At 42.6% G+C, this 18,383-nt stretch carries 17 protein-coding genes and 1 riboswitch; of the genes, 15 read left to right on the forward strand and 2 right to left on the reverse strand.

Annotation, left to right across the window (positions count from 1 at the left end):
- Positions 1 to 107 precede the first annotated feature (107 nt).
- A complete protein-coding gene (gene yugI, locus DYI25_RS16530) occupies positions 108 to 503 on the forward strand; it encodes a S1 domain-containing post-transcriptional regulator GSP13 (protein ID WP_213370853.1) in 396 nt (131 codons plus the stop codon).
- 357 nt (positions 504 to 860) lie between these two features.
- Entirely contained in the window at positions 861 to 2,054 is a 1,194-nt protein-coding gene (locus tag DYI25_RS16535) for an ornithine--oxo-acid transaminase (RefSeq protein WP_213370855.1), read from the forward strand.
- A gap of 236 nt (positions 2,055 to 2,290) precedes the next feature.
- On the opposite strand, the gene DYI25_RS16540 is transcribed toward DYI25_RS16535, so the two are convergent.
- Positions 2,291 to 2,524, reverse strand: coding sequence for a DUF378 domain-containing protein (locus DYI25_RS16540; protein WP_023626663.1), 234 nt, complete (start codon positions 2,522 to 2,524; stop codon positions 2,291 to 2,293).
- A 202-nt stretch (positions 2,525 to 2,726) separates the two neighbouring features.
- Between DYI25_RS16540 and DYI25_RS16545 the strand changes: the two genes are divergently transcribed.
- The 6 genes from DYI25_RS16545 (at position 2,727) to DYI25_RS16570 (ending at position 10,592) form a co-directional block, all read left to right on the forward strand.
- Complete coding sequence (locus tag DYI25_RS16545; RefSeq protein WP_213370857.1) at positions 2,727 to 3,890, forward strand: iron-containing alcohol dehydrogenase; 1,164 nt, start codon at positions 2,727 to 2,729, stop codon at positions 3,888 to 3,890.
- Between the two features lie 260 nt (positions 3,891 to 4,150).
- Positions 4,151 to 4,243, forward strand: a riboswitch (cyclic di-GMP riboswitch).
- A 138-nt stretch (positions 4,244 to 4,381) separates the two neighbouring features.
- Positions 4,382 to 5,740 (forward strand): LPXTG cell wall anchor domain-containing protein, encoded by a 1,359-nt coding sequence (locus tag DYI25_RS16550; protein ID WP_213370859.1) that lies wholly within the window; start codon positions 4,382 to 4,384, stop codon positions 5,738 to 5,740.
- 56 nt (positions 5,741 to 5,796) lie between these two features.
- On the forward strand, positions 5,797 to 6,477 hold the full coding sequence (locus DYI25_RS16555) for a class D sortase (protein ID WP_213370861.1): 681 nt from the start codon (positions 5,797 to 5,799) through the stop codon (positions 6,475 to 6,477).
- A 399-nt stretch (positions 6,478 to 6,876) separates the two neighbouring features.
- The gene (locus DYI25_RS16560) at positions 6,877 to 8,169 is read left to right on the forward strand and encodes a sodium/glutamate symporter (protein WP_213370863.1); all 1,293 of its coding nucleotides are present in this window, start codon (positions 6,877 to 6,879) and stop codon (positions 8,167 to 8,169) included.
- A gap of 131 nt (positions 8,170 to 8,300) precedes the next feature.
- Positions 8,301 to 9,650 carry a glucose-6-phosphate isomerase gene (locus tag DYI25_RS16565; protein ID WP_213370865.1) on the forward strand — a complete coding sequence of 450 codons (1,350 nt, stop codon included), beginning with the start codon at positions 8,301 to 8,303 and terminating at the stop codon, positions 9,648 to 9,650.
- A gap of 534 nt (positions 9,651 to 10,184) precedes the next feature.
- Positions 10,185 to 10,592: a YugN-like family protein gene (locus DYI25_RS16570; protein WP_213370867.1), complete on the forward strand. Its 408-nt coding sequence runs from the start codon at positions 10,185 to 10,187 to the stop codon at positions 10,590 to 10,592.
- Here DYI25_RS16570 and DYI25_RS16575 read toward each other — a convergent pair.
- Complete coding sequence (locus DYI25_RS16575; RefSeq protein WP_213370869.1) at positions 10,589 to 11,581, reverse strand: potassium channel family protein; 993 nt, start codon at positions 11,579 to 11,581, stop codon at positions 10,589 to 10,591. The genes DYI25_RS16570 and DYI25_RS16575 overlap by 4 nt on opposite strands.
- A gap of 211 nt (positions 11,582 to 11,792) precedes the next feature.
- On the opposite strand from DYI25_RS16575, the gene DYI25_RS16580 reads away from it, so the two are divergent.
- The 7 genes from DYI25_RS16580 (at position 11,793) to DYI25_RS16610 (ending at position 18,252) form a co-directional block, all read left to right on the forward strand.
- Positions 11,793 to 11,993: a hypothetical protein gene (locus DYI25_RS16580; RefSeq protein ID WP_213370871.1), complete on the forward strand. Its 201-nt coding sequence runs from the start codon at positions 11,793 to 11,795 to the stop codon at positions 11,991 to 11,993.
- Between the two features lie 151 nt (positions 11,994 to 12,144).
- A complete protein-coding gene (locus tag DYI25_RS16585) occupies positions 12,145 to 12,735 on the forward strand; it encodes a DedA family protein (protein WP_213370873.1) in 591 nt (196 codons plus the stop codon).
- Positions 12,736 to 12,850: 115 nt separating this feature from the next.
- Positions 12,851 to 14,386: a spore germination protein gene (locus tag DYI25_RS16590; protein WP_213370875.1), complete on the forward strand. Its 1,536-nt coding sequence runs from the start codon at positions 12,851 to 12,853 to the stop codon at positions 14,384 to 14,386.
- 3 nt (positions 14,387 to 14,389) lie between these two features.
- Positions 14,390 to 15,499, forward strand: coding sequence for a GerAB/ArcD/ProY family transporter (locus DYI25_RS16595; protein ID WP_213370877.1), 1,110 nt, complete (start codon positions 14,390 to 14,392; stop codon positions 15,497 to 15,499).
- A complete protein-coding gene (locus DYI25_RS16600) occupies positions 15,474 to 16,730 on the forward strand; it encodes a Ger(x)C family spore germination protein (protein WP_213370879.1) in 1,257 nt (418 codons plus the stop codon). The genes DYI25_RS16595 and DYI25_RS16600 overlap by 26 nt, the downstream gene beginning before the upstream one ends.
- Before the next feature lie 272 nt (positions 16,731 to 17,002).
- On the forward strand, positions 17,003 to 17,890 hold the full coding sequence (locus DYI25_RS16605; RefSeq protein ID WP_213370881.1) for a helix-turn-helix domain-containing protein: 888 nt from the start codon (positions 17,003 to 17,005) through the stop codon (positions 17,888 to 17,890).
- A gap of 26 nt (positions 17,891 to 17,916) precedes the next feature.
- Entirely contained in the window at positions 17,917 to 18,252 is a 336-nt protein-coding gene (locus DYI25_RS16610) for a hypothetical protein (RefSeq protein WP_213370883.1), read from the forward strand.
- Positions 18,253 to 18,383: the final 131 nt, after the last annotated feature.

Genomic DNA, 18,383 nt, shown 5'->3' on the forward strand with positions numbered 1-18,383 from the left:
ACTAAAATAGAATTATCTTATTCCTTTTGATAAATGCTATAGAATATGATATAATTTTTAATTGCGTATTAATGGGATAAAATAAAACAATTTATAGGAGTGTTTCCATGTCAGAAAATATCGAAGTAGGCAGCGTTTTAACAGGAAAAGTTACAGGAATCCAGCCATATGGCGCTTTCGTAGCGTTAGATGAAAATACACAAGGTCTAGTGCACATTTCAGAAATCACACACGGTTATGTTAAGGACGTTAACGAGCACCTTACAGTTGGCGATGAAGTGAAAGTGAAAGTTTTGTCAATTGATGAAGCTGCTGGAAAAATTGGCTTATCAATCCGTGCTACTGAAGAAGCACCAGAACAACCACAACGCGCTAAGAAGCCACGCAGCGCCAAGCGTCCAGCTGCTGTAGTTCAGCACCAGGATGACTCAGCTCAAGGCTTTAACACTTTGAAGGATAAGCTTCAAGAGTGGATCAACCAGTCAGATATGGCTAAGAAATAAGTTTTAAAGCAAAAACCGGACATTTCGTCCGGTTTTTTTAGTTCTTGGAAAAGTGAAGGGCACATTTGCTTTACGACCCGAGGTCCCTTCGGACAAGTATCAGGCGAAGTCACGGAAAGTGTCAGAACTAGAGGCAACTTCGGACAAGTTTAGGGGAAGAGCATGAAAAGCTGTCAGAACCCCGGCCGCCTTCAGACAAGTCTACCGGAAAAACTCCAAAAAGCTGTCCGAACCCATCTGGAATCTGAAAAACAACCGAAAACTGCCCCAATCTTTTTTAGGGGGTTAAAATGAAAGAGTTTACAGGTTACAATATGATTGTCTAACCAATTTTTTCATTGGAACGGAGGAAGGTTCATGACAACAAAAACTAGCTCTCTGATCGAACAAACTCAAAAGTACGGTGCGAATAACTATCATCCACTGCCAATCGTCATTGCGAATGCTGAAGGAGTTTGGGTAGAGGATCCTGAAGGCAACAGATATATGGACATGCTGAGTGCTTACTCTGCTGTCAATCAGGGGCACCGCCATCCGAGAGTCATCCAGGCTCTTAAAGACCAGGCTGACCGTGTGACTCTTACTTCAAGAGCATTCCACAATGATCAGCTCGGACCATGGTATGAAAAGATTTGCAAGTTAACGAATAAAGAAATGGCTTTGCCGATGAATACCGGAGCGGAAGCGGTTGAGACGGCTGTTAAAGCTGCCCGCAGATGGGCTTATGATGTCAAAGGCGTTGCAGACAACCAGGCTGAGATCATCGCTTGTATCGGCAACTTCCATGGCCGTACAATGACAGCGGTCTCGCTATCATCAGAAGAAGAATACAAACGCGGCTTCGGCCCAATGCTTCCAGGAATCAAATTGATTCCTTACGGTGATCTTGATGCCCTGAAGGAAGCAATCACGCCTAACACTGCAGCTTTCTTGATCGAACCGATCCAGGGTGAAGCAGGAATTGTGATTCCGCCTGAAGGTTTCATGAAGGCTGCCTATGATGTATGTAAAGAAAGCAATGTCCTGTTCATCGCGGATGAAATTCAGGCTGGTCTAGCCAGATCTGGAAAAATGTTCGCATGCGAATGGGAGGGCATCGAGCCTGATATGTACATCCTCGGAAAAGCACTTGGTGGCGGAGTATTCCCGATTTCCTGTGTGGTTGCTGACAATGATGTGCTGGGTGTATTCAACCCTGGTTCCCACGGGTCTACTTTCGGCGGAAACCCAATGGCTTGTGCCGTTTCTATCGCATCCCTGGATGTATTGATTGACGAGAATCTTGCAGATCGCTCCCTTGAACTTGGAGAATATTTCATCAGCAAGCTTCGTGAAATCGACAATTCCATCATCAAGGATATTCGCGGCCGTGGCTTGTTCATAGGCGTCGAACTGACAGAACCTGCCCGCAAGTACTGTGAAGATCTGAAAGAAGAAGGACTGCTTTGCAAAGAGACGCATGATACGGTCATCCGTTTCGCACCGCCGCTTGTCATCAGCCAGGAAGAACTTGACTGGGCGATTGAACGAATCAAGAAAGTATTATCATAAAAATGAGAAAACCCGCCTTTGTGGCGGGGTTTTTCATGTAAATACCGTCGAAGCTGACCAAGGCGCTTGCGCTTTTCTAAAGAGATAAGAAAGTGTAATACAACTTCGAGAAATGTCCAGCTCCAGCGCCTAGCCCCTCGAGACGCTTCGGTCCTGCCAATGAAGTCAAAGAACGACTTCACTGTCAGGCCCTCCAGCGCTTGTCGGGGCTGACCAAGGCGCTTTCGCTTTTCTAGTTATCGCGTAGCCCGTGGTTCTGCCGCTCTTTCCTCTCTTTCGCTTGGCGCGAATAGAAGACCGATGTTTATTAAACCAGCAAGACCAACCAGGCCATAGATGATTCGAGCCAATGCTGAATCCTGTCCGCCGAAAATTGCTGCAACAAGATCGAATTGGAAGAACCCTACTAAGCCCCAGTTGATGGCCCCGATAATGGTAAGAACAAGTGCTGCACGTTGAATACCGCTCATGGGTGTTTCCTCCTTATACTAAATTTGTTCTTTTATAGAGTGATTCAGCAGATGATGAATTATTCATCCACGCTATATTAAAAATCTACCCTGCTAAAAAAGGTTGTAACATTTTGGAGCACATTGGAGAACATTAAGAAGTGTATTTTTTGCATTGCTTTTAAAAAAGGAACATAATTAGCCTTGAGGAAGGTGATAAAAAATGGATAACTTTACATTTTATAATCCAACAAAACTAATCTTTGGCAAAGGCCAACTTGAGCAGCTTAAGAATGAAGTCCCTCAATATGGCAAGAAGGTTCTGCTTGTATATGGCGGAGGCAGCATTAAGCGGAATGGGCTTTATGACTCTGTCATGAATTACTTAAAAGAAATCGGAGCTGAGGTATTCGAACTTTCGGGTGTTGAACCGAACCCTCGTCTGTCGACTGTTCATAAAGGTGTGGAAATCTGCAAAGAGGAAGGCATTGAATTATTGCTCGCGGTGGGAGGTGGCAGTGTAATTGACTGCACGAAGGCAATCGCAGCCGGAGCCAAATACGATGGCGATGCTTGGGACCTTGTCACGAAGAAGGCTTTTGCATCAGAAGCACTTCCGTTCGGAACTGTGCTGACATTGGCGGCTACAGGTTCCGAAATGAATGCCGGCTCTGTCATTACCAATTGGGAAACGAATGAAAAATATGGCTGGGGAAGCCCGGTGACTTTCCCTAAATTCTCTATTTTAGATCCTGTGAACACATTTACAGTTCCTAAGGACCAAACAATCTACGGCATTGTTGACATGATGTCACATGTATTCGAGCACTATTTCCATTTGACAGAGAACACTGAATACCAGGACCGTATGGCCGAATCCTTGCTTTTGACAGTGATGGAAACAGCTCCAAAGCTGCTTGAGGACCTGGAGAACTACGAATATCGTGCTACCATCCTTTATTCAGGAACAATGGCATTGAATGGAATCCTTAACATGGGTTACCGCGGCGATTGGGCAACTCATAATATTGAGCACGCGGTATCTGCAGTGTATGATATCCCTCATGGAGGCGGGCTGGCCATCCTGTTCCCGAACTGGATGAAGCATAACCTTAAGGTAAAACCAGAACGTTTCAAGAAATTGGCTGTCAGGGTCTTCGGCGTGAATCCAGAAGGCAAGACAGACGAAGAAGCAGGCTTGGAAGGAATCGAAAAGCTGCGTGAATTCTGGAACAGCATCGGTGCACCATCACGACTTGCTGATTATGACATTGATGACAGCAAGCTGGAAGTAATGGCAGATAAGGCAATGGTAAACGGCGAGTTTGGCAACTTTGCAAAATTGAATAAAGACGACGTATTGGAAATCTATCGTATGTCTCTATAAACGTAAAATAAGGATCCAGGGGATTAACCCTGGGTCCTTTGTCTTTATATGGGTAAAAAATCTTAATGATTTTTGTAAGAAAAGACTCCGTTTTTACTGAAATCATCATCCTTATCGGGTAAAAAAGAAACTGAAGAAAAATTTACCAATAACATTTCTAGGACTATATGTTTAAGTAGCTGGTTAACTGTGGTAAGTCTCTAAATGTAAGACAATGGAGCAGCAGGAACAATTTACATAAAAATTGACATTAACACCAATCATGCTCAAGGCAATCCTGATTGAAAGACAGGGACGCAAAGCAAGGAGTCTAAGGCTGTAGCTTTCTAGCTAAGATTGTCCTAGCTGCCATGAAATTAGAGATATTCTCGCTGTTGTTTTGTCTAGTAAAAAAGGATGAATACAAGGAAAAGGAGGCAAGAACTCTTGTGAAATAACTGAATATTCAGTCATTTTTAGTGTAAAATTTTATTCGAAAAGGAGTAGAAATTTTGAAAATTAAAAAGCGTTTATCCTTAGTTGCATTCATGCTAATGGTCATGATTACATCCCCGGTTACAGGTGCATTTGCCGCGGAAAATAATGAGCAAGGAGCAAAATTCGAAGAAAATACTAGTAACCAAGAAGAGCAGGTTCAAAAAAATAACACAGAAACTACAAAGTCTGCAGACCAGAAGGAAAAGTCTAATGGTGAGGTAAAAGCAGCATCTACGGAAAATGAAACAAATGTTGAGGAAGGATCAGACACTAAAATAACATCTGACCAAGCACAAAGTAACTCGGATCAAGAAACAACAAATCAACCTGAAGAATCTGAAAACAGTGCCAATCAGGAAGTCAATACTGCAGAGGGAATTGATGCTCCGGAGGAAGAAAGTGCTTCAGAGGAAACTAATGCTCTGGAAGAAAGTAATGCTTCAGAAGAAAGTAATCCTCCAGAAGAAGCTAATGCTTCAGCAGACGAAAATGAGTCGACAGCAGCTGAGGATGGAACCGTAACAGCCAATGAAAATACAAGTACGCAGATTCACCTGCATATCGATCAATGTGTCGATCCTGTTGAAACAGCCTTTGTTCAGGTGAATGGCGTGTGGGAAGAAATGACGAATCCAGGTTCATCACCGCTGTATAAAACTTTTGATGAAGGTGAGTTCATAAAAGATAATGTCACGGCATTCAAATTGATTTTTACAACAGGGGAAGTACTTGTGGTACCAGTAAGTGAAATAAGAGTGGGTGTTGAAGCGGAAGGTTCAGTGAATTACTGGCTGGAAAGTTGTGAACTTCCTGCAGAAGAACCGGCTGGATCAGAGGATTCAGAGGAAGTTGATGAAACTGTGAACGTGCTAACAATGATTAAAATCATGATAGACGAGAATCCGCGTCAGATTGAAAAAGTGACATTGCGAATGATGAGTGGCAAGAGAATTGAATTTGAAAGAGTCAATGCTCTTTTCAGCCTTACTCTGATGGAAGAAATCGAACTAGAATTGATTCGTGGCATTGAAATCACAAGGAACGGTGAAACCAAATTAATCCTACTTTCGCAAATCGAGTCCTTGGAAATGGTGGATAGTGTACTGACACTTCAATTGAACTGGGAAATGGAAGGTGAAATGGTAGAGGAAGAAACAGGAGAGAATGAATCAGACGGGGAAAATGATACGACAGGACCTGAGAATAATTCAGGATCAGGAAATACACCTGATGGCACAACAAATGAGCAGGTATGGAACGGAGAGGTCCTCCCTCAAACAGGTGAAAGCAGCAGGGCGATGTTCTATGTGCTAGGATTCCTGATCGCCGCAGGAGGGGTCATGCTAAGGTTCAAGAATCCATTGAAGAACTAAACTCGAGTTGGAGGGGAAGCGATTCCCCTCTTTTATTTTTATAAGAGGTGAAATTCATGAAAAAGGTATTATCGCTATTAATGATCCTTGCTGGTCTATCGATCTTCTTTTATCCAGCAGCAAAAGATTATTACACCGCCTACAATCAGGAGAAGATGATTGAAACCTGGGAGGACAGCAGTCAGGGGGAGCAGATCGCTGCTGAGAGTCTTAGGGAACTTGAGGAAGTACTCAGTATCAAAACTAAGGCGGAGACCAGTATGAATGAAGTTCCGCAAACTGAAAAACAAGAATCGGAGCAAAAAGCAGCAGCTAAAACCGAAACAAAAAAGAAAATGTCCAATGGCATCGTAGGAGTAATTGAAATAGACAAGATTGGCGTAAAGCTGCCTATATTAAATGGAGCGTCGGATGCAAATTTGGATATAGGGGCTGGGCTCCTGGAAGGAACGCCGGCTCCAGGGATGCCAGGGAACAGCGCTATTGCCGCCCATCGAAACAGAGCCTATGGCAGTATGTTCAACCGGCTCGATGAAGTAAACGAAGGAGATACCGTGACGGTAAGCGATAAAAACAATACTTACCAATATGAAGTATACGAAACATTAGTGGTGGAGCCTCATGACACTTCCGTATTGAATGGCAGCCGGGATGAAAAGGTGCTTACCCTTATTACATGCACGCCGATTGATATGGCAACACACAGGCTGATTGTCAAAGCGAAAATCAAACCATAAAGCATTCTTGTGTTTTTGCCATTGAAGAGAGGGTATGGGTTAGAACAGAAACTATTAAATTAGGAGGAGAAGATGGAATTTAACAGTGTCCTGCTTGCATTCGTTTTTATTGCAGTCTTGCTGGCTGCTGGAATGCTTCTGCGGATGACGATTCCTTTTTTTTAGGCTCTGTTATAGCCCATTGTTGTTTTATATCCCTGTTGATTGTAGTGGAAGGCGCGTAGACTCCTGCGGGCTTAGCTGGTCAGATGAGACCCAGCAGGAGCGAAGCGACGAGGAGGCTCATCGCCAGCCCCACGGAAAGCGAAGCGCCTGGAACAAAAATCAGCAGCCAAGTTTAACAGAGCCTTTTTTTAAAAGGATTTTATCCCTACCTCACTAATTGCAGGGCTAATTGGATTGTTATTTAGCAAGGAAGCATTGGGGAATCTGGGATCGATAATTCCGGGGGAAGATTTTCTGGAAAGTGGCATATACCCTGAAAAAGTGTATGAAGCGATGCTGTCGATTCCTGAAGTCGCAATTACCATCATTTTTGCGTCACTTTTTTTAGGTAAAAAAATACCCGGGTTCAAAAAGATTTGGAAAATTGCCGGTCCTCAAGTGGCATATGGCCAAACCGTATCATTGGGCCAGTATGTTGTCGGAATCCTTCTGGCGATTTTCGCTTTAAAGCCAGTATTCGACCTGCCTTCAATGGCAGGTGCGTTAATTGAAATCGGATTTGAAGGCGGGCCTGGAACAGCAGCCGGGATGAGAGGCACTTTTGAGGCGCTTGATTTTTCCGAAGGAGCCAGCATCGCGCTCGGCCTTGCAACCGTCGGAATCCTGTCTGGAGTGATCACTGGGATTATCATTGTCAATTGGGGCATAAGGAAAGGGCTGGCTGGGAAAGCGAAAAAATCCTCGGACCTCTCTGAAAGGGAGCAAAAAGGTCTCTACTCAAAGGATGAGGAAAAATCGGCTGGGGAACTATCAACAAGATCGGAATCAATTGAATCGCTGACAGTCAACTTTCTGTTCATTTTTGTGGCAATCGGCGCAGGAATGGTCTTATTAAAGGGGCTGTTGCTCCTGGAAAATACAACATGGGGGCCGGCTTACGATATTGAAATCATCAAGCATGTTCCGTTATTTCCTATGGCCTTGCTCGGAGGAGTAGCAACTCAGATGCTATATGACCGGTTCATCCCCTACAAGCTTATTGATAAAAAAGTTATCGCACGGATTGAGGGATTCGCCCTGGATGTCCTTATTGTCGCATCGTTAACGACTCTTTCTATTTCAGCGATCAGTAAAAATATCCTGCCTTTCTTGATACTAGCCGGTGCAGGCATCGCGCTGAACCTTGCCGCATTTTTCTTGCTGGCAAAAAGAGTTATGCCTGATTATTGGTTTGAGAGAGCGGTGCTCGAATATGGACAATCCATGGGAATGACCACTACCGGTTTACTTTTGCTGCAAATAGTGGATCCGGAAAAAGAAACGCCAGCCTTAGATGGTTTTGGCTATAAACAGATCATGTTCGAACCAATTATTGGAGGCGGCCTGTTCACCGCCGCGTCTATGCCGCTCATCGCACAATTTGGACCGGTACCGGTTTTGATTGGGACAGGAATCCTGTTCGCGATCTGGCTTTCAATCGGACTCTTTTATTTTGGAAAAAAGGACAATAAGGGTGCCCAATCGTGACGATAAAAACTTTTTTGAAAAGTTTACTTAAAATTTCACAATTGGGCACGCTTACATCTGAGAGTGTTTCTTGATTATTGGGAATCATTTCGATAAAGTGATAGAGAATATAAAATAATGGAGGATCAGACATGACACATGTTCGTTTTGATTACTCAAAGGCGCTTAGCTTTTTTGGTGAACACGAAGTTACATACTTAAGGGATTTTGTAAAAGTAGCCCATCATTCATTACATGAAAAGACTGGTGCAGGCAGCGACTTTTTAGGCTGGATCGATCTGCCTGTAGACTATGATAAAGAAGAATTCACCCGCATCCAGAAATCTGCGGAAAAGATTAAGAGTGATTCTGATGTATTGCTTGTCGTAGGAATCGGCGGCTCTTACTTAGGTGCTCGCGCAGCACTTGAGTTCTTGCAGCACAGCTTTTATAACGCTCTTCCAAAAGAGAAGCGCAAGACACCACAAATCATTTTTATCGGCAACAACATCAGCTCATCTTATATGACAGATGTTATGGACCTTTTAGAAGGAAAGGATTTCTCCATCAATGTCATTTCAAAATCTGGAACAACGACAGAGCCTGCAATCGCATTCCGTATCTTCCGCAAGCTTCTAGAAGAGAAGTATGGAGTGGAAGAAGCACGCAAACGCATCTACGCAACAACGGATAAAGCACGCGGTGCATTGAAAACTCTTGCTGACGAAGAAGGCTATGAATCATTCGTTATTCCTGATGATGTTGGCGGACGTTATTCTGTATTGACAGCTGTTGGATTGCTGCCAATCGCTGTCAGCGGTTCAGACATAGACGCCATGATGAATGGCGCAGCACAGGCAAGAGAGGATTTCGGCAAGTCCGAGCTTGAAGAAAACCCTGCGTATCAGTACGCTGCAGTCCGTAATGCGCTTTACAACAAAGGCAAAACGATTGAAATGCTGATCAACTATGAGCCATCCCTTCAATACTTCTCTGAATGGTGGAAGCAGCTATTCGGCGAAAGTGAAGGAAAAGACCAGAAGGGAATCTATCCTTCTTCAGCGAACTTCTCCACTGACCTTCACTCACTTGGACAATATGTGCAGGAAGGCCGCCGCGATTTGTTCGAAACAATCATCAAGGTAGAAAAACCACGCCATGAAATGGTGATTGAAGAGGCTTCAAGCGATCTTGACGGGTTGAATTACCTTGCAGGAAAAACAGTTGATTTCGTCAACAACAAAGCATTCGAAGGAACAATGCTTGCCCATACTGATGGGGGCGTACCGAACCTTGTACTTACGATCCCACAGCTTGACGAGTACACATTCGGTTACCTTGTATACTTCTTTGAAAAAGCATGCGCAATGAGCGGCTACCTGCTTGGCGTAAATCCATTCGACCAGCCAGGCGTTGAAGCATACAAAGTGAATATGTTCGCATTGCTGGGCAAACCAGGCTTCGAAGAAAAGAAAGCTGAATTGGAAAAACGACTTAAATAATACGGAAAAAGGAGTACCCACTCGGATAGAAGAGGTTGGGTACTCCTTTTTTGCTTTGAATATGTAATCATTTTCATGACAGAAATGATGAGTGATGATTTTTTAAAAATAGTGGCACTAACCGTGCAGAGTGTCTGATTCTGTTTTTGGAAAATGGAAAAAACCACCCCGAATTTCCAGTTCGCAAATAAATCATCGATTTTCGCCAATAAAATCTTTTTTTCGCCAATAAAAATAAATTTTCGCCAATAAAATAGTGAAAATCGCCAATAAAATGAAATTATCGCCAATAAACGTGAAAACACCCAAGAAAATGTCCGTCACCCTGCCCATAACGGACTGAAACAACAAAAATATCAAAGAAAGTGTCCGTCACCTAGCCGATGAAGGAAAGAAATAGCAAAAAAACCAGAGAAAACATCCGTCAACACCCGACTCAAGTCAGATTCTGACCTGAGTCTCTCTTTCGCCACTCATTAAAATCTCTCCTTTGGTTAAAACTAAGCAAAAACCATTGGAAAGGCGGATAAATCATTGATTGAAATACAATCAGAGCTTGAGGGCAAACAATTTGATCTTTTTAAACTGGAGCAGATGCTTAAACCGTTAGGATATTCCATCGGGGGAAACTGGGATTACGACCATGGAGCCTTTGATTACAAAATTGATGACGAGGTTGGTTATCAATTTTTGCGTCTTCCCTTTAAGGCGATTGATGGCCAACTCGACTCGAAAGGCTGCACTGTTCAATTGCAGCGTCCCTTCTTGCTCTCGCATAAATACCAGCGGGGCATTGATGACCATGCGGAGATTGGGAATGCCAGCGCATCCTTCAACCAGTTCCAGGAACCAGTAGACAAGGATGCGAGTTTTCCCGAAAAGTACATTGAAGTCGGAAAGGCACTTGTCCGCGAGGTAGAGGCTGCTTTATTACAGCTTTAATCGTTTGAAATGGCAAGAAGCTGATCATCATATTTAATCTTGATATTATTTTTGGGGTTAACGATTACGTTATCCCCTTTTTTCATTCCGATCAGGATGATATTACGCTCTTTCAGCAAGAAGCTGCTAGCATCCTTGAAATTCTTGTCGATCAGTGTGGCTTCAACTTCAATATATGATAAGCGTTTTCCGTTTAATTCTCCTAGTAAGTCCAATAAAGGATTCACAACATCTGCAGAGGCGATGCTGTTTAATAATACGGCACTGGTCAAAGCATTTGCAGGTATTAGCTCATCTGCTCCTGCTCTCCTCGCATTATTGATCTGTTCGCTCGTTTGGATCTCTGCGATACAGCGGATTTCAGGGTTTAATCCTTTGATAGCAAGCAGCGTAAGTATGGTATTCATATCGGCCTGCAGCTCATCAAGGTTTTGGTCCGATGTAATAATCACTTTTCTGGCTGTTGAGATCCCGGCATTCAATAATGTTTCATCCTTGTTTGCACGTCCCCTGATGAAATGGACTTGGTCATCATTGATCGGATTCGACCCAAGTGTGTTGTCGACCAATATGATGGATGCATCAGAACCAATGAGAGATCTGATAATGGAACGAGACCTCTCGTTCCAGCCAATGATGATAATATGGTCGTTCCCTTTAAAACCTACTCTCCCCTCTGCATAAGCATTCTGTTTGGTAACCGTCGCTGCTGAAAGCTGAATGAAATAGGATGACAAAAATCCTGTGCCGACAAGCAGCAGGGTTATTGCAGTGATTCTTCCTGCAGCAGTAACTGGATAAAAGTCACCATAACCTACCGTTGAAGCAGTGATTATTGCCCACCAGACACCATCAAATATGGTCGGAAAGCTTTTGGGTTCAATAAAATGAATGGCCAGGCCAAACAGGAAAATCATCATGGCTGCAATCATCAGAATCCTTGCAAGAATGGGCAGTCTGATAAAACGCATATATAAATGATTCGACATTATATTCCTCCTCTTATTTCTCGCTATATGTAAGAGAACAATATTTACTTTTCCCCTGTTTTTCTATTCAAAAACAGGATCAGGTAAATTTATGTAATTCTATTTTCGTCGAGCATTTTCTTTTTTACACAATAAATAAAGGAATTGTTCATTAGCCCGTACCAAAATTGCTGTACATACATAAGTTGGATAGTAAAGGAGGGATAATGATATGTCGCTAAATTCTAATGTGTTGTTATTTCTTGCCGCTATTTTAGCTGGATATGCTGTCCTCAGATTTGCCCCAGCTTCACTTGCTGCACTTATAGCTATGCCATTTCTTAAAATAGTCGCGGTTCTTGTCATCCTGATCTTCGCATTCGTCATCATTTATATTGGTCTTAGAACCTTGCTTCGAGGCGGCTGGCGTTAACCGCTATTTATGGGAACCTGTCCTTAGGGCAGGTTCTTTTCTTGCTGAACGAGGCGCTTGCGCTTTTTGTTCTTTACATTTAAAAATTTGAGATAAACTTGGACATCCATAAATATATTTTTAAAGAGTGAAAGGAATTGGAGTGGTGTACATGCATGAATTTATTATGATTGTTTTGGACTGGCTCGCCAGTCTTGGGTACATAGGAATTGCGCTCGGATTGATGCTTGAGGTCATCCCGAGTGAAATCGTCCTTGGCTACGGGGGGTATATGATTTCACAAGGGTCAATTGGTTTTATAGGTGCGGTCGTTGCAGGTACAATCGGCGGTACCATCGCGCAGTTGCTTCTATATTGGCTTGGATTCTATGGCGGCCGACCGGTATTGGAGAAATACGGAAAGTACTTATTGATCAATCAGCATCATTTGGATGTTTCTGAAAAATGGTTCAGACAATATGGACCGGGAGTCATTTTCTCAGCAAGGTTCATTCCGGTGGTCAGGCATGCGATATCCATTCCTGCAGGGATTGCGGGAATGTCAGCCATCAAGTTCACCTTGTATACAATAGCGGCGATGATCCCGTGGACGATTTTTTTTCTCTATCTCGGGATGGTCCTTGGCGAGAACTGGTCAGAAATCAAGGATGTCGCCAAACCATACATAATACCCATCAGCATCATTGCACTCGGAGCAGGCGCCGTGTATTTGCTGGCGGCAAGGAAACAAAATAAGAAGTAACCGGCTCAGGATCATTCCTGAGTTTTTTTATATGGTTATACTCATAAAACTTACAAGGTTAGTAAAGGTTAAGAAAAGGAAATAAAACCCGGAACTGGCAGGGAGAAGATTCAATATGTTAAAGGAAATGCTCAGGCTGTTCAAGAACCAGGCGCCTCCCACAACGGAAAAACTGACGGGTGAGCGGATGGACCTTAAGGAACAGCCATTCAGCAGCAATCTTCAAGAAAATCTGTCGGTGATCAGGACGCTGTACAGCATTCCCGACAATAAGGATGTAAAATTGCGGGAGATGTATCTTGAAGGTTTCAATAAAAACGCTGCCCTTATATTCATCAGCACGATTTCTGATGTTAAGAGTATAGAAGAAAACATCCTGAAGCCATTGGTGGAAAATACATCAGCAAATAAAAAGGTAAAAGATGTCGTTTCCATCCAGATGGTTCATGAAATCGCTTTTGTTAAGGATGCCGTCAAGAATATGAATAAAGGGAATGCCCTGCTGCTTCTGGATGGGGAAGCAACAGCGTATATCCTGGATTGTCCGGATTTCCAAAGCAGGGCGATTGAAAAACCGGACACTGAAATTTTAATCAAGGGACCGAAAGAGGCATTCAATGAAAAAGTGGTGGCGAATATCTCGCTGCTCAGGAAAAAAATCAAGAATGAGAACCTGATTGTTGAAGCCGTTGAAGTTTCGCAACGTTCCCATAATGATGTGTTTATCCTTTATATCCGTGGACTAGCTAATGAAAAGCTGGTGAATAACGTTAAGGAACGGCTGGGAAGTCTTGACGCCAATGCTATTCAGAATTTATCACTGCTGGAGGGATATATTGAGGAACGGAACTATTCTCTGTTCCCGAGCGTGTTGACGACGGAGCGGCCTGACAGAGCAGCCTCTTTTCTCGAAGATGGCTATATTGCCTTACTAATGGATAATTCGCCTGACAGCCTGATTTTGCCGGCAACATTCTGGTCTTTTTTCCACAGCCCGGAAGATCATTATTTAAGAATCCATTATGGCAATTTCACGAGAGCACTAAGGATGGTGGCCTTATTTATTACCGTCTTCACTTCGGCCATCTATATTGCGATTACGACCTACCATGCTGAAATGATTCCGCCTGACTTGTTACTGGCGATTGCTTCTTCCCGTGAGAGAGTGCCATTCCCTGCGGTTATCGAGATTTTGATAATGGAAACAGCTTTCGAGTTGATACGGGAAGCAGGGCTTCGTGTGCCGAGTCCAATCGGGCCTACTATTGGAATTGTAGGTGCGCTGATTCTTGGACAGGCTGCAGTTGAAGCGAATATCATCAGTCCCATTGTTATCATTGTCGTTGCCCTGGGGGGGCTGAGTTCCTTTGCTGTAAGTGATTTAAGCCTGAACTTCGCTGTCCGGCTCATCCGTTTTGCTTTTATTTTCAGTGCAGCATTAATTGGCATATATGGGATGACGGCTTTTTTTGCGGCCGGAATCTTTTATCTGGTGTCACTCAAATCTTTCGGAGTGCCATATTTAGCACCTCTGTCTCCAAGTTATAAATCTTCCAAAGACACTATTTTTCGCAGACTGGTTAAAAATGAAAAACTGCGGCCAGGTTTCTTGAAAACATCCGATTTACAAAAAAAGAACGATGGGGCATAAGTGATGAAACAAAACGAGGGGAAGATCGGGATAAAAGAATATTTGGCTATCATTACATTGACAGTTGGCACCAAGCTTAGTGACGATACTCCTACTATTATTTTTGAGGATGCAAGGAACGCTGGATGGATTGCCGTATTGCTTATGGGTGGAATGGCATTCATTCCAATTATCCTGATGATCAAAGTTTTTTCAGCACATCAGGACAAGAATTTGCATGAGATTATAATCCATTTGTTTGGGAGATTTTTCGGGAATATCATTTCGATAGCACTCCTGGTGGTGGGACTGGCTTCTGTGACGGTCGACTCTGGGACCTACATTGATATAATCGGGACATTGTACTTCACCAAGACGCCGCAAAGTATCATATATGTGGTGTTACTGCTTGTCTGCGCTTACGGGGCGAAAAGAGGGATTCAACAAATTGGCTCCATGGCATGGGTTTTGCTTCCATATTTAAAACTTACTCTGCTTTTTGCAATAATATTTAGTTTTGGTTCAGGACATTTTGATTTCATTTTTCCAATATGGGGTGAAGGTAAACTGGAGATCCTGAAGTCCTCTGTCCAAAATGTATCGATATTTTCGGATCTTCTATTTATTGGTTTAATCGCTCCGCTGGTAACGTCATTCAAGGACTTTAAAAAAGGGACCATAATAGGCCTTTTCATTGTTATTCTTGAAATTAGCCTGGCGATGATTTCATTTGTAATGCTTTTTGACTACACAACCGCTGAGCTGCTTAATTACCCTTTCCATGAAACAATCCGGTATATCCAGGTTGGATTCCTTCCAAACGTGGAAACTTTATTCTTCCCGTTTTGGCTTGTGGCTACATTTATTAGGTTTTCATTTTATTTATATATAAGCGCGGTGCTTCTGGGAGGGATCCTCAAAATCGAGGAATTTGAGTATTTGATCCCATTAATAACCACGGTGATATTTCTGGTCGGTTTAGCACCAGACAGTCCATCGATCTTGCTTTATATCATAAGGCAAAAACTGTTGATGCTGATTAGCCCGGCGTTCTTGTTCCTGCCGCCGCTAATGTGGCTGATCGCCAAGATTCGGGGTGATTTTAAAAATGAAGCAGTTCAAGAATCTAGTTAAAGTCTTCGGAATGATATGCATCGTCCTTTCCACGGCCGGCTGCTGGGATAAAAAAGAGCTCGATATGAAGGCCTATGTAATTGGAATTGGCCTGGATACGCATGAAAAGGAAGGGAAAATTAAGGTGACATATTTAATCGCCAATCCCGAGGTGGGCTCCCAGCAAACTGGCGGTGGGACGAATGAACCGCCAGAGGAAACCGTCACATTGGTTGCTGATGATTTTATTAGCTCACGGAATACAGCAAATACCGTCATATCCAAAGAAATATCCTATGATCTGCTAAGTGTTATCATTGTTTCAGAGGAGCTGGCAAGAAAGCCTGATTTTATTAGGGTCATTTACTCTGCTGCAAAAGACAGGGAAATCAAGAGAAGCACTGTGTTGATCATAACCAAAGAAAGTGCGGAAAAGTTCATTGCTAACAACAATCCAACACTTGAGACAAGGCCGCATAAATTTTTTGAAGTCAAAATTGGCAGAGGCAGAGAGACTGGAATGATTCCCGACACAGATTTGAATGATTTTTTTCAGGTAACAGAAAGTGATTCGGATTTATTCCTGGGAATCTATGCAACAACTGAAACTGAAAAGAGTCATTACGAATCGACTTCCGATGATGATTTTATGGCAGGTGACATTTATTTTGGCGGAAAAGAGAATGCTGCACAGTTCATTGGCTCCGCTGTATTTAAAGAAGGAAAGATGATTGGAAAAATCACTGGCGAAGAGACACGAATTTCAAGCTTGCTGGACAATACTTGGAAACTGGAAGACTTTAAGACAACATTCAAGGATCCCTTCGATGATCGGTATCGATTATCTGCAAGATTGGCCAAACCACGAAGGAATACCTATCATTTTAAGGAGCAATCAGGCAGACCAATTATTGACATAAGAGTTCCAATGTATATTGAGGTACTGAGTGACCCAAGTATGGTCAATTATGCTAAAAATGAAGAGAAAATCGCTGAACTTAAGAAATCGTTGAAGAAAACGATGGAAGAACATTTATCTCAATACATCAAATATACACAGGAAGAGTTTAAAGGGGACACCTTTCACCTATCAATTCCAATAAGAAAGGAATTTGCCAATCTTAAAGAGTTCAGGGATTTTGACTGGATGAAATCCTATCCCAATGCAAAAGTTAATGTGAGTGTCGATATCCGATTTGGCGAGTTTGGCCGGCAGACAAAGATGCCAAAGCTCGAAGAAGTGAGGGACTGAAATGATTTTTTGGATTTGGGGAGGGGTGATAGTGGTATCTTTATATTCCTTCGCCTTCGCTGTGACAATTTGGAAGAAAAAAAACAAGATGGGGGCGATTGTAATCAGTTTCCTTTCTGTTACTATACTCATCCTTCCTTACTTCACTTTTTTAAAATGAACAACCAGGATTGGGAAATATGACTTTTCATCCTGGTTTTTTATTCGGATTTTTAAAAGTTTATAACATTGTGATAATATAAAAATAATTAATATTAAATGGGGTGTAGGGGATGAGCCTGGTTGGATATAACTTCGGGGAAATTCTTAAGTCTTCAAGAGCTTTTAAACGATTGACTGAGGCACAATTAGCTGAAGGGATTTGTACTGAAGAGGATATCATTCAATTTGAAAAAGAAGAGAAATATCCAACAATTGATCAATTATATAAAATGGCCTTAAAGCTCGATGTAGAGCTTAACCATTTTTTTGATATTGCTTCCACTAATACTTATAATTATGCAATCGCTGTGACGGATCTAATTAAGAAATATAAAAGAGAACGGGATTACGCAGCAATAGATGAAATAACCAAGAAAGAGCAGGATAATCCACTGTTCAAGCATACATCCTTCAAGCAATTTTTAATTTGGCATCAGGGGATTTGCACCTATTACCTTGAAGAAGATAGAGAAAAATCTATCGGATTGCTAAATGAAGCATTGTCCATGACCCATCAGGAACCGGAGAAAATGACTGAACGGGAAATTGAGATTTTGACCAGCATGGCAATCATTGAAAAGGATAGTGGGAACCTGGACAAGGCAGTTGAGTTGTTCTTTAAGGCATTGAATCAACTATCAGAGCTTCCACAAGTACAGGATTCCAGCAGCTGGCTCAGGATTCTTTATGGCTTGGCCCAGGCTTTGTCAAAGCTGGAGAGATATGAAGAATCACTCATATACTGCAGTAAAGGAATCGACACTTGTATATATGAAGAAAATATGTATTTATTTGGAGAACTTTATTACCAAACAGGCATGAATTGCATTAAATTGGGTAAATTAGATAAAGGTAAGGAGTATTTGGAAAAAGCAGTAGCTATTTTTAAACTCCAGAGAAATGAAAAGTTTGCTAGTTTAGTAACGACTGAAATGGAGAAATTATTGAAATATTGCTGACCATACAAGGCTGAGGAGGATTTAAAATGAAAAAAGCCCTATTAATTACTGTGTTTGCGACTGTATTTTTTGGTGCTATTGGTTTGGGAGCGGCATCCTACAATTTCGCAGACCTTCCATCCCAGCATTCACTGGAGGGCCAATCAGTAGCAGACCTGCCGTCACAGCATTCACAGAACGGGACACAGATAGCGGACCTGCCATCGCAGCATTCACAGAACGGGACACAGGTAGCGGACCTGCCGTCGCAGCATTCGATGGATGGGACAAAAGTAGTTGACTTGCCATCACAGCACTCACAAGGCGGAATCCTAACAGATGATCTTCCTTCTCAGCATGGCTATAGTGATGTATTGGTTTAGATATTTTCCGCTGCAACCTGCACCCACGGTCAGGTTGTTTTTTTAGTGCTATGGAATTTGGCTCTTGTTGCAAACCTGTTCTTCGCAAACTCGACTCAGTTATTTTAAAAAGACGATAAAATGGGGAAAAT

It is taken from the genome of Mesobacillus boroniphilus (genome assembly GCF_018424685.1).
In the GTDB taxonomy this organism is placed as follows: Bacteria; Bacillota; Bacilli; order Bacillales; family Cytobacillaceae; genus Mesobacillus; species Mesobacillus boroniphilus_A.